This is a genomic window from Dactylosporangium salmoneum (assembly GCF_039532525.1).
GTDB lineage: Bacteria > Actinomycetota > Actinomycetes > Mycobacteriales > Micromonosporaceae > Dactylosporangium > Dactylosporangium salmoneum.
In genome coordinates this window covers 118,520-130,424 of sequence record NZ_BAAARV010000040.1, presented here as the reverse complement: position 1 = coordinate 130,424, position 11,905 = coordinate 118,520, and the positions used below count along the sequence as shown (strand labels likewise).

The window sequence follows — 11,905 nt, the reverse complement described above, 5'->3', positions numbered from 1 at the left end:
ACGGTAGCCCGCGTATCGTCCTGATCACCTCGGGTGAGGATGGTCCGCCTTTGCCGCGCGCGTCGAAACCGCTCCTGGTGGCGGCCCTGTCCGTGGCCGTCGTGGTCACGCTGGGGGGCTCGGGGCTGCTGTCCCCGTGGTGGTCCCAGCTGGTCGACGACGTCGGCCAGTTCCTCGCCGGCGTCGCCGCCATCCTGGCCTGCTGGCTCACCGCGGCCCGGCACGGCGGCGCCCAGCGGTGGTGGCGGCTCTGGATGGGCGGGGCGGCGCTGGGCTGGACCGGCGGGCAGGCGCTGTGGAGCTGGTACCAGCTGTCCGGCGCCGACGCGCTGCCCTCGCCGTCCCTGGCCGACGCCGGGTACCTCACCCTGCCGGTCCTCGCCCTGCCCGCCGTCGTCTCGCTGGCCTCGGCCCGCCCGCCGGCCGGGTCGCCGCGCCGCCGCCCCGGCCAGCTGCTCATGGTGCTCGACGGGCTGATCGTGGTCGGCGCCCTCTTCGTGCTCACCTGGGCCACCGCGCTCGGCTCGGTGGTCGCGGCCGGTGCCGCCACCCCGCTGGCCTACACGGTCGCCATCGCCTACCCGGTCACCGACCTCGTGCTGACCATCATCGTGATCCTGCTGCTGGCCACCGCCGCGCCGGCCAACCGCGGTCAGCTCGCCCTGCTCGGCGCCGGGCTGCTGTCCCTGTCGCTGTCGGACAGCGCGTTCGCGTACCTCGTCTCCAAGGGTGCGACCTCGATGCCGCCGGCCGCCGACGCGGGGTTCGTTGCCGGCCAGGCCCTCGTCGCGGTCGCCGCGCTCACCTCCGCCCGGTCCGAGGACGCGGCCCCGGCCCGCCCGGGCACCCGGTGGGCGTTCATGCTGCTGCCGTACGTCCCGGTCGCCCTCACCGGCGTGCTGTTCATCGTCCAGCTCGCCCGCGGCGAGTCCATGGACGGCGTGGAGATCGCGGTGGAGACCGCGGTCATCTCGCTGCTCATCATCCGGCAGGCGATCACGCTGCTGGAGAACGCCGTGCTGCTCGACCGGCTCTCGCTGAGCCAGGCCCGCCTGGCCCACCAGGCGTTCCACGACGCCCTGACCGGCCTGGCCAACCGGGTGCTGTTCCACGACCGGCTCGGCCACGCCCTGGCCCTGCACCAGCGCGACGGCCGGCCGCTCGCGGTGCTCTTCTGCGATCTCGACGACTTCAAGGCGGTCAACGACCGGCACGGCCACCACGCCGGGGACCGGCTGCTGCGCCAGGTGGCCGACCGGCTGCGCGGCGCCGTGCGGGAGGGCGACACCGTGGCCCGGGTGGGCGGCGACGAGTTCGCGATCCTGCTCGAAGGGGGCGGCGACCCCGGCGGGCCGGCCGAGCGGGTGATGGCCGAGATCGGCCGCCCCTTCGACCTCGACGGCGAGACCATCGCCGTGGGCGTCAGCGTCGGGCTCGTCGAGGCGGGCGCGCACGGGGCGGTGCCGTCGGCCGACGCCCTGCTGCGCCGCGCCGACGCCGCCATGTACGCGGGGAAGCGGCGGGGGAAGGGGCGGCTGGTGCGGTACCGCGTCGACCTCCCCGATGGCACGGGCACCTCCGACCTCGCCGAGGCCCTGGCCGCCACCCTGCGCTCGGAGGACGGCTCCGCGCCGGGCCTCGACGTGCACTACCAGCCGATCGTCCGGCTGCACGACGGCACGGTGGTGGCCGTCGAGGCGCTGGCCCGCTGGACCCACCCGAGCCTCGGCCCGGTCTCGGCCGACCTGTTCATCGCCACCGCCGAGCAGATCGGGCTCATCCGCCTGGTCGACGACTTCGTGCTGGACCGGGCCTGCCGCGACGCGGCCGCCTTCCGCGGCCCGTGGGCGAGCATCGCCGTGCACGTCAACACCTCGGCCGCCCGGCTGGGCCTCCCCGAGCACGAGGAGACGGTCCGCGCGGCGGTGCTCCGCCACGGCCTGGCACCGCACCGGCTGCTGCTGGAGCTCACCGAGACCGCCCCGCTGCCCGACCTGGGCGCGGCCGCGGGCGCCGTGCACCGGCTCGGCCGCTTCGGCGTGCGCTTCGCCCTCGACGACTTCGGCACCGGCTACAACGCCCTGGCCCAGCTGCACGCCATGCCGGTCGACGAGGTGAAGCTGGACCGCTCGTTCACCCTCGCCGACGGCGGGCGCAGCGAGGCGATCTGCCGCTCGATCGTGCAGATCTGCACCGGCATGGGCGTCACCGTCGTCGCCGAGGGCATCGAGACCGACCGGCAGGCGGCGGCGATGGCCGCGCTCGGCTGCCGGTACGGCCAGGGCCACCGCTACGGCGTCTCCGCCCCGCTCAACCTGGTGGCCCCGCCGGGCGCGCTCGTGTTGGAAGAGCGCGCGGCTACGCCTTTGGCTTCTGGTTGATTCGTACCATGTTGCCCGAAGGATCCCGGAACGCGCAGTCGCGCAGGCCGTAGAACTGGTCCATCGGCTCCTGCAGCACCTCGGCCCCGCTGGCGGCCACCCGCTCGAACAGCGCGTCCACGTCGTCGGTCTGGAAGACCAGGCCGCCGAGCGACCCCTTGGCCAGCATGGTCCGGATCGACTGGGCGTCGTCGGGGGAGCGCCCCGCGCCGGCCGTCTGCATCACGATGCCGATCTCGGGCTGGTCCTTCGGCCCGACGGTCAGCCAGCGCGCGTCGTCCATCTTGACGTCCTGGCGCACTTCGAGGCCGAGCGTGTCGCAGTAGAACGCGATCGCCGCCTCGTGGTCGTCGACCTCCAGGAACGTGCATTGCAGCGTCAGCTCCATGCCACGAACCTACCCGGCTGTGCCGGCCTGCGCCTGCGGGTGACGGCTCGGACGCGTGACCAGCTTGACCCAGCACCCCGGGATGACCGCGGTGGCGCTGTGGTTGCGGGAGCGGTACGCGCTCGGGCTCTCCCCGACCAGCTCCGTGAACCGGGTGCTGAACGAGCCCAGCGACGTGGCCCCCACGGCCAGGCACACCTCGGTGACGGAGAGGTCACCCCGGCGCAGCAGCGCCTTGGCCCGCTCGATGCGCCGGGTCATCAGGTACGTGTACGGCGTCTCGCCGAAGACCGCGCGGAACTGCCGGGAGAAGTGGGCCGGGGACATCAGCGCCGCCTGCGCCATCGCGGGCACGTCGAGCGGGCGGGCGTACTCCCGGTCGATCAGGTCGCGGGCCCGGCGCAGGTGCTTGAGATCCTCGGGGGTCACCTCCCGAGCATGGCACGGATGCCGCACAATGTGCAGCCATGCCCCCTCGGAGTGAGGTATGTCCCCGCTGCTCACAGCAGCTGTCCGCGCCCCCGGCGGAGCGGCCGTGGTGCCCCGCGTGCCAGTGGCACCTGGCGGCGTACGACCGCCGGACAATGCCGTCGGAATGGGGCAATCCGCTACTTGACCGCCTCGCCCACCGGCTGGCGTTCTTCCTCGACGCGCGCGCCTTCGCCCGCGCGTCCGGCGGCGTGCCCCGTCGCGGCCCAGGGGTCGGCCGGCTGCTCGTGCTCGCGCTGGCCGCGCTGGTCGTCGCCGTGCCGCCGGTGCTGTTGCTCCTCGGCCTGTACCTGATCGGCTTCACGCCCGTGCTCGGCCTGATCCTCCTGCTGCTCGCCGTCGCGGGGCGGCCCCGGTTCGTCCGCAAGCTCCCGGCGGGAGCGTGGGAGGTCTCGCGGGAGGCCGCGCCGACCCTGTTCGCGGCGCTGGAGCGGGTCGCCGCGGCGACCGGCGCGCCGATGCCCGACGTGGTGGCGGTCGAGGACGGCGTCAACGCCTGGACCATGCGACTCGGCCGGCGGCGGGTGCTCTGCCTGGGCCTGCCGCTGTGGGCCGCGCTGCCCGCACAGCAGCGCGCCGGCCTGATCGGCCACGAACTGGGCCACTTCGTCAACCAGGACGTGCGCGACGGCCGGCTGGTCGCCACGGCGCTCAACACCCTCGCCACGATCATCGACACGCTGCGCGCGGCGCTGCTGCGCGTCTTCGGCCCGCTGGCCTTCGTGGTCCTGCTGCCGCTGTACCTGCTGCACGTGGCCGTGCTCGTGGCGGCCCGGCGCGACGGCCAGCGGGCCGAGTACCTCGCCGACCAGATCGCCGCCGAGGCCGCGGGCACCGCCGCCGTGGCCGCCCTGATCGAGTTCCTGCTCGTCGGCCCCGCGCTGGGCTCGGCACTGAAGGCGATGCACGGCCGACCGGATCGCCCCGCGGACTGGCGTACCGCGGGCCAGGCCGCCCGGCGGGGCCGGGACCTGGACCAGCTGTGCCAGCGGTCGCTGCGGGTCGAGGCGTCCCTGCGCGCGACCCACCCGCCGACCGGGCGCCGGGCGCACATGGTCGGGGTCCACGGCGACCACCCGCCGGCCGTGACCATGTCCGAGCCCGAGGCGGAGCGCATCGACGCCGAACTCGCCCCGTGGTTCGACCGCCTGCGCGCCGCCGACGCCGCCTACGCGTAGCCGCCGTGCGCCGGGACGCGCACGGCCACGAGCATCCGCTGTACGGTCTCGGGATCGCCGACGATGGTGAGGCCGGTGAGGTCCTCCGCGCCGAAGGCGGCGAGGAGGGCGTCCGTCGTGGTGATCAGGACGGCGTCCGGCGCTTCGGGCGGCTCGTGACCGACCTCGGCCCCGGCCGGCGTACAGCGGACGCCGAACACCCCGGCGGGACCGTGGTCCCGTAGCTCGATCCGCAGCGTCGCCGCGGGCCGCTCCGGCGCCGGCACGAAGTAGGTCCGGATGGCGAGCATGGCGCTGTCCGCGCTCACGAAGCGCTGCTCCGCGGTCGGCGGGGCGGCCAGTGCCCAGGTGCCGAGCGCGATCACGATCGGCTCGAGGCCGCGGCCCCACGCGGTCAGCTCGTAGACCCGCGCGCCGCTCGGCGGGGGCAGCTGCCGGCGCACGACGACACCCGCGTCGGTGAGCTCGCGGAGCCGGTCGGAGAGTGCGTTCGGGCTGGCGGTCGGCAGCGCCTGCTGCAGGTCGGTGAACCGTTTCGGCCCGAGCAGCAGCTCCCGCACGACCAGCAGCGACCACCGCTCACCCACGATGTCGAGGCCGCGGGCGACGCCGCAGGCCTGCCGATAGCCCCGCTGAGCCGGCATGGACAACCTCCCCCTGTTGCGCTTGCCTGACCATAGTACTCACTATTAGCGTCATAGTGGCCGACGCGAGGAGGAGCCCATGTCCATGCCACCGGTACCCCCGATCACCGACCGTCAGACCTGGCAGCAGCAGCTCGACGAGCTCCGGCTCCGCGAGAAGGCGCACACCCGCGAGGGCGATGCCATCGCCGCGGCCCGCCGCCGGCTGCCGATGGTCGAGGTCGATCCGGCGACGCGGCTGATCGGCGCCGACGGACCGGTGCCGCTGCTCGACGTCTTCGAGGGCAGGACCCAGCTGTTCGCCTCGTACCACATGTGGCACACGGGCAGGCCGGCCGCCGACCAGTGCGAGGGCTGCACGTTCTTCACCGGTCAGGTGCTCGAGCTGTCGTACCTGCACTCGCGTGACGTCACGTTCGCCGTCTTCTGCCAGGGGCCCTTCGAGGAATCCTCGCGCTACCGCGACTTCATGGGCTGGCGGGCGCCCTGGTACTCGGTGCCCGCGGAGTCGCTCGACGCCCTCGTCGCGGGCCGCGCCTTCGGGATGAAGGCGTGTTACCTCCGCCGGGGCGACCGGGTGTTCGAGACCTACTGGACCACCGGCCGGGGCGTCGAGGCGATGGCACCGTCGTACGGGCTGCTCGACATGACCGTCCACGGCCGCCAGGAAGCCTGGGAGGACTCGCCGGAGGGCTGGCCGCAGCCCTTCCGGACCGACGGCGACCAGTTCCGGCTCGACGGGCGGCCCACCTCCCAGTGGTCGCGCCTGGCCGCCGGCCGGGACGACGACCTGGGCCGCCACTGAGCCGCGGCGCCGGATGGGATGCAACCTTTCCGCGGGCGATCGTGTCCTTGGGGTATGACCAGGTGGGAAGCGCCGCTGGGGTTCGAGGACTTCGTCCGCGGCCGACACGTCGCTCTGCTGCGCTTCGCCCACGTGCTGTCGGGGGATCGCCACGCGGCCGAGGATCTCGTGCAGGACGCGCTGGAGCGCGCGGGCGTCGCCTGGCGGCGGATTCAGAACGCCGACGATCCCGAGGGATACGTGCGGCGGATCATCGTCAACCGGCATCTCAACGGCCTGCGGCGCGGCCGGCGGGAGCGGCTGGTCGCCTCGCCGCCCGATGGGGCGGTGCCGCCCTCGCCGGACGCTGACGACGAGCTCTGGGCATTGCTGCGGACGCTGCCGCGGCAGCAGCGCGCGACGCTCGTGCTGCGCTACTACGCCGACATGTCCGAGGCCGAGACCGCAGACGTACTCGGGTGCGCGGTCGGCACCGTGAAGAGCAACGCGGCCCGGGCGCTGGCCAAGCTACGTGCCGCGATGAGCGGCGACCCGATGGCGCGCGCCGAGAAGGCATGAGGGAGGCGGCCGTGGATCTGGAGACGCGACTGCGGGACACGCTCGCCGACGATCGGCACGCGTTGCCGGGCTGGGACGACGCCGTGGAGCGGGTCGGCGGCGGGGTGCGGCGACGCCGTCGGCGGCGGGCCGGGATGGTGGCTCTGGCGGCGGTCGGCGTACTGCTGCCGGTGCTGGTGAGCGCGGCGCTGATATCGGGCCGGCTCGGCGGAGACGGCGGCGGGCAGGTGGGGGCCGGCGGCGCGGTGCCGTGGGTCGGCGAGACGGTCGCGCAGCGGTACGACGTCGCCCGGCGCAGTCCGCGGCCCGACCGACAGGCCTGCACCGCCGAAGACCTCGGCGACATGTGGAGCGAGCCGGGCGACGGCCTGCGGACGCTGCTGATCGGCAACATCAGGGCGGAGCGGTGCACGCTGAGCGGCCGCCCGCGGGTGACGGCGGTCGACAGCACGACCGGGGTGCGGGTCACGGCCGACGCCGCCGATCTGGTGCTGCCCGCGGACCCGGCCCGGCAGTTCCCGGCCACCGTGGGCGCGGGAGAGCCGGTGCGGGTGGATCTGCGGACGGGTTCCGCATGCTCGCCGGGCCGCTACCGCGATGTGATGCTCGAGGTTGCGGGCCGCACATATCCCCTCGACGGCGTCGATCCGTCGTGCGGCCTCGAGATGTCCGGGTGGTACGTGCAGCCGCCGCTGCTCAACATGGCGCTGACCGTGCAGATGACGGCGCCGAAGACCGTGCGGGTAGGCGAGCAGTTGGTCTACCTTGTCACGATCATCAACACGATGAACCAGGCGGTGCAGCTGACCCCGTGCCCGCAGGTACGGCAGAGTCTCGGCACGAGTGCGGGCACATATCTGCTGAACTGCGCGCCGAAACGCCTCGGCGCGCACACCCGCACGACGTTCGAGATGCGGATATCGGCACCGGCCCAACCGGGTGTCGCGCGGCTGCGCTGGATGGCGGTCTTCAGCGACGGCAAGGTGGCCATCGCCGAACTCGCCACCGACGGGCTGGACGTGACCGTGACCGGATGACGGTCCGCCTCGGGCACGACGCGCGGTCACCAGGTGAGCCTGGTGACCGCGGGCCGGGTTCGGGTCAGGAGAGGAGGCTGCCGTACGGGCCGGCCAGGATCGCGTTCTTCTGGGCCTGGCTGAAGTGGGTGTTCGGGTAGCTGTAGAACGACGCCGACATCGGGGTGCCGTCCGTCGACGTCGAGTCGGGCAGGCCGAAGCCGTGGCCGAGCTCGTGGACCATGCCGCCGTACCAGCGGTTCATGGCGCCGTTGATGCCGGCCGCGCCGTCGGCGTCGTGACCGCTGAGGATGACCCAGCCGGGGCCTCCGCCGCCGCCGGACTTGCCGGCCTCCTCGGCGCTGATCTCACCGACGCACAGCCAGCGGCTGTCCTGGCCCGCGATGCCGAACCGGCGCATCAGCTCCGCCTGCATGTTCTCGACCACGCACCAGTAATGGTCACTCGTGTTGCAGTTCGTGGTGATGTACCACTGGGCGTTGTGCTCGCCGTTGACCACCTCGACGACGGTGGAGTTCAGCGCGAACGTCTTGCCCAGTTCCTGCTTGTAGTACCGCTGGGCCTCCCGCATCACGCTCGCGATGCCGTCGGGGTAGCGCTGGTCGAAGGCCACATCGGTCGGCTTGAGCCAGAAGACCCGCACGGTCTTCAGCGCCGGCCCGGTGGACCCGGTGCTGCTCGGCGTCGGCGACGGCGTGGCGGACCGGGTCGGCGACGCGCTCGTGGTGGGGTTGACGCTGCCCGTGCAGGCGACGTTGTTGAGCCGGAAGGCCGTCGGCACCGCGTTGGTGCCGTTCCAGGCCCCGTTGAAGCCGAAGGACGTGCTCGCGCCCGTGCCCAGGGCGCCGTTGTACGACACGTTCGTGGCCGACACGGACGAGCCGCTCTGCACGACCGTGGCGTTCCAGGCCTGGGTGACGGTCTGGCCGTTGGCGAAGCTCCAGGTCAGCGTCCAGCCGTTGACGGGGTCGCCGAGGTTGGTGATCGCCACGTTGGCGCCGAAGCCGCCCTGCCATTGCGAGCTGATGGTGTACGACACCTGGCAACCGGCGGTGGCGGCACTGGCCACCGTGGCGACGGCCGCCCCGCCCGCGGCGAGGCCGACGGTGGCGGCGACCGCCACGAGGCTGCGGATCTGTTGACGGCGCAACGCTCATCTCCTTCCATTCGTGTTCACGGATGAGTCACTGTGTTCGCCGAAAACCTTTTCGGCAAGGTGGAAGCAACAATCCGAAAACCCGGCGAGCGTGCACCGCGAAAGTTTCAAACCGCCCGGGGCGGGTGGTGATGTTGTGAAGGTACTGGTTCGGCTATCGCGCGGCCGGACGGGCGAATGGCAGGCTGGCGCCATGGATGACGGGGCGGCGGCGCCTGTCAGGTGGTGGCGGCCGGGCCTGCTCGGCATGGCTGCGGGAGTGCCGATCGCTTGGGCGGTCTGGGCCTTCACGGCCGACGTGGCCTCCGCGGACGGCCTTGGCGCCATCGTCGTGTTCCTCGGGTACGGCCCGGTGATCGTGATCGCCGTCGCGGCGGTTTCCTGCATCGCGCTCTGGGAGTTCGTCAGGCAGCGAGCGCAGCGGTGGCGGCTTTCCTGGGTGCTCGCCGCGCCGTTCGCCATGTGGGTCGTGCTGCTGGTCGGCGCGATCACGAGCGGACCTTCCGGATCGACGACCGAGCAGCGCCTGGGTTGGGCGCTGGTCGTCCTGCTGATGTACGGCGCGGCCGGCGTCGGGTTCGGCCGGGGCGCGTCGCGGAGGGTGCGCGTGCTCGCGAGCGTCGTCGCCGTCGCGGCCGCACCGCTGATGATCGCCTACGACGACGCCTCGCAGTACCGGTGGCGCAAGGCCACTTACGCGTCGGCGCCGCACGTGTTGCCGGTGGTTCCGGGCTACACCGTGGCCGCGGCGCGGGCCGACGGGCCGGCGCTCGAGGTCGACATGCGTGGACCGGCAGACCTGCGGGTGTCGGTATGGCGATGCCGGGACTGCACCGTCCGGCAGGAACACACCGCCCACGCCCTGACCGTCGTGGACGGGAGCTTCGAACTCGACATCGTGGCGGTGGGGATCCCGGCGGGCCAATGGTCGGCCCCGGACGGCATCCGCGTGCGGCCGGCCAGCACCGATGAATTGGCGTCGTTGCCGCTGGCCGCCCCCAATTACGTTGACTAGCCCGGCGCTGTGCCGCGGAGGCCAGCAGTTCCGCGGTCCTGTCGGGCCGCGGCGGCAGCACGAGATAGTCGGGGGCGGCGATGCTCATGACGTCCAATCGTGCCGATCCGGAATCCATCCGTCGCGCGGATTTCGCGAAGCCGGACCTCAACAGACGTCGTTGAAGCGGCACACGGTCCAGCGCGGCGGTGTCCAGCCGGTGGGGCCTCCGTCGGCGTATGACGGCCCGCAATCCTGCATGGGGTCATGATGCGCCGCTCCCGAGAACGGCGCGGGCACCACATCCCGTTGTCCTAAGTGGACGAACCTTTCGCGATTCGAAGCCGGTGGCAGCGACGCTCTTGACTTTTGTGTCGCACTCATTAACGCTATATATCAAGTCAGATCTGAATATATATTCACGGCCGCGTGGCGCCGAGGGCCGATGAACGTTCCAGGGGTGCATCCCTCTGGACGCCGAGGAGGATCTATGCGACTACTTCCCGGTCCGACCGTCCGGCGGTCCGTGCGCCGGCGCGGGCTGCGTGCGATGACGGCGGCACTGCTCGCGGGAATCATGATCACGACCAATGGCGCGTCCGCGTTCGCCGATCAGCCGGACGACCACTCCGACAATGGCCAGCACAAGCCCCGCGTCATCCTCATGAACGACCCGGAGCTCGACGACCAGAACACGCTCGTGCGCTACCTGCTGTACAGCAACGAGTTCGACACCGAGGGCCTCGTCTACGCCAGCAGCGGCGTGCACTGGGCCGGCGACGGCAAGGGTACGACGTGGTTCGTGCCCGGACGCGAGTACACCAGGTTCGGACTCAACATCTGCCCGTGCACGTCGTGGCGCTGGAAGCCCGGCGAGCGGTTCATCAACGACGCGGTCGACATCTACGGACAGGTGTACCCCAACCTGCGCCGGCACGCCGAAGGTTACCCCTCGCCGGCCGATCTGCGGTCGAAGATCTACAACGGCAACATCGAGTTCGACGGTGACATCTCCAAGGACTCGCCGGGCTCGAACCTGATCAAGCAGAGCCTGCTGGACAACCGACCCGGTCCCGTCTACCTGCTCACCGGCGCCGGCCAGAGCACGATCGCCCGGGCTCTGAAGTCCATCAAGGACCAGTACGGGAGCACGCCGAGCTGGCCGGCGATCTCCAAGAAGGTGTCGCAGAAGGCCATCATCCAGTCGTTCGGCGACCAGGACGGCGCCTACGCCAGCTACATCGGCCCGAACTGGCCCGGCATCGAGTTCCGTCAGATGTCCACCAGCATCTGGGGCTACGGCGCCCGCAACGCCGTGCTCCCGCAGGACGCCAAGTACCTGTCCGCCGAATGGACCAAGGCGAACGTGTCCACCGTCGGACCGTTCGGCGCCTTCTACCGGGTCTGGGGCGACGGAAAGCAGATGGTCCCCGGCGACATCTTCGACCACTTCGGCTTCTCCGGTCTCACGACCGCGCAGCTCAAGGCGATGGGGTACGTCGTCTGGACACCCCCGCAAGAACAGGGCTCCTGGATCTCCGAGGGCGACACCTCGATCTTCATGAACCTCATCGACAACGGTCTGCGCGGATACGTCGACGCCACCTATGGCGGCTGGGGCGGACGCAAGGGCAACGACACCGGTCCGAACGGCGTCCCGTCGAGCAGTTACGCCTCCAGCCGCTGGTTCGGCGCGGCCCAGCAGGACTTCGCCGCCAGAATGCAGTGGACCGTGACCTCGCAGTACGCCAAGGCCAACCACGCGCCGACGGCCAAGGTGGCCGGTCAGCTCAACCGCAATGTCTCGCGCGGTCAGACGGTTGAGCTCACCGGCATCGAGGGCGACCCGGACGGGAACGAGGTCACCGGCAGCTGGTGGCAGTACGCGGACGCCGACACCTACCCGGGGACCGTCACGATCAGCCCGATCTCCCGCGGGCAGCACCAGAACGTCGTGCGGATCCGTATCCCGGATGACGCCGCACCCGGTCAGACGATCCACCTCATCCTCCAGGTCACGGACAACGGAACCCCGGCGCTGACCTCGTACCAGCGCGTCGTGCTCACCGTCACCAGCTGACGGATCCGGCAAGCAGCCTGGCACGATGGGCCCCAGAAAACGTTGCGCATCAGTCGCAGCGGGCCCGTCGTGCCAGGCCGCGATGACGCCGGGGTATTCCACCGCCGGCGAGCGGCTCGGATGGCATCGCCCGCAGCCGCCTCACGGCCGACAGCAGCACCGGCACGGCGGCGAACGGGACAACGGCCGCCGCGA

Annotated in this window: 11 protein-coding genes; 7 read left to right on the top strand and 4 right to left on the bottom strand. The window is 71.9% G+C overall.

What is annotated here, in order from left to right; genetic code table 11:
* The first annotated feature begins 77 nt into the window (after positions 1 to 77).
* Positions 78 to 2,381, top strand: a complete 2,304-nt coding sequence (locus ABD352_RS25720; RefSeq protein WP_344615044.1) for a putative bifunctional diguanylate cyclase/phosphodiesterase — start codon at positions 78 to 80, stop codon at positions 2,379 to 2,381.
* Here ABD352_RS25720 and ABD352_RS25715 read toward each other — a convergent pair.
* Both ABD352_RS25715 and ABD352_RS25710 read right to left on the bottom strand, forming a co-directional pair.
* Positions 2,359 to 2,769 (bottom strand): VOC family protein, encoded by a 411-nt coding sequence (locus ABD352_RS25715; RefSeq protein ID WP_344615043.1) that lies wholly within the window; start codon positions 2,767 to 2,769, stop codon positions 2,359 to 2,361. The genes ABD352_RS25720 and ABD352_RS25715 overlap by 23 nt on opposite strands.
* A 9-nt stretch (positions 2,770 to 2,778) precedes the next feature.
* Positions 2,779 to 3,198, bottom strand: a complete 420-nt coding sequence (locus tag ABD352_RS25710) for a helix-turn-helix transcriptional regulator (protein WP_344615042.1) — start codon at positions 3,196 to 3,198, stop codon at positions 2,779 to 2,781.
* A 155-nt stretch (positions 3,199 to 3,353) separates the two neighbouring features.
* Here ABD352_RS25710 and ABD352_RS25705 point away from each other — a divergent pair, with 155 nt between their 5' ends.
* Complete coding sequence (locus ABD352_RS25705; protein ID WP_344615041.1) at positions 3,354 to 4,436, top strand: M48 family metalloprotease; 1,083 nt, start codon at positions 3,354 to 3,356, stop codon at positions 4,434 to 4,436.
* Here ABD352_RS25705 and ABD352_RS25700 read toward each other — a convergent pair.
* Positions 4,427 to 5,080 carry a winged helix-turn-helix transcriptional regulator gene (locus ABD352_RS25700; protein WP_344615040.1) on the bottom strand — a complete coding sequence of 218 codons (654 nt, stop codon included), beginning with the start codon at positions 5,078 to 5,080 and terminating at the stop codon, positions 4,427 to 4,429. The two genes, ABD352_RS25705 and ABD352_RS25700, sit on opposite strands and share 10 nt — an antisense overlap.
* 79 nt (positions 5,081 to 5,159) lie before the next feature.
* Here ABD352_RS25700 and ABD352_RS25695 point away from each other — a divergent pair, with 79 nt between their 5' ends.
* Genes ABD352_RS25695 through ABD352_RS25685 form a run of 3 tightly spaced genes read left to right on the top strand, consistent with a single transcriptional unit; the run spans position 5,160 to position 7,480 of the window.
* The gene (locus ABD352_RS25695; protein ID WP_344615039.1) at positions 5,160 to 5,885 is read left to right on the top strand and encodes a DUF899 family protein; all 726 of its coding nucleotides are present in this window, start codon (positions 5,160 to 5,162) and stop codon (positions 5,883 to 5,885) included.
* A gap of 54 nt (positions 5,886 to 5,939) precedes the next feature.
* Positions 5,940 to 6,443 carry a SigE family RNA polymerase sigma factor gene (locus ABD352_RS25690; protein WP_344615038.1) on the top strand — a complete coding sequence of 168 codons (504 nt, stop codon included), beginning with the start codon at positions 5,940 to 5,942 and terminating at the stop codon, positions 6,441 to 6,443.
* A gap of 11 nt (positions 6,444 to 6,454) precedes the next feature.
* Entirely contained in the window at positions 6,455 to 7,480 is a 1,026-nt protein-coding gene (locus ABD352_RS25685) for a hypothetical protein (protein ID WP_344615037.1), read from the top strand.
* 64 nt (positions 7,481 to 7,544) lie between these two features.
* On the opposite strand, the gene ABD352_RS25680 is transcribed toward ABD352_RS25685, so the two are convergent.
* Positions 7,545 to 8,630, bottom strand: coding sequence for a cellulose-binding domain-containing protein (locus ABD352_RS25680; protein WP_344615036.1), 1,086 nt, complete (start codon positions 8,628 to 8,630; stop codon positions 7,545 to 7,547).
* Positions 8,631 to 8,649: 19 nt separating this feature from the next.
* Between ABD352_RS25680 and ABD352_RS25675 the strand changes: the two genes are divergently transcribed.
* Both ABD352_RS25675 and ABD352_RS25670 read left to right on the top strand, forming a co-directional pair.
* The gene (locus tag ABD352_RS25675) at positions 8,650 to 9,651 is read left to right on the top strand and encodes a hypothetical protein (RefSeq protein WP_344615035.1); all 1,002 of its coding nucleotides are present in this window, start codon (positions 8,650 to 8,652) and stop codon (positions 9,649 to 9,651) included.
* Positions 9,652 to 10,120: 469 nt separating this feature from the next.
* The gene (locus ABD352_RS25670) at positions 10,121 to 11,710 is read left to right on the top strand and encodes a DUF1593 domain-containing protein (protein WP_344615034.1); all 1,590 of its coding nucleotides are present in this window, start codon (positions 10,121 to 10,123) and stop codon (positions 11,708 to 11,710) included.
* Positions 11,711 to 11,905 lie beyond the last annotated feature (195 nt).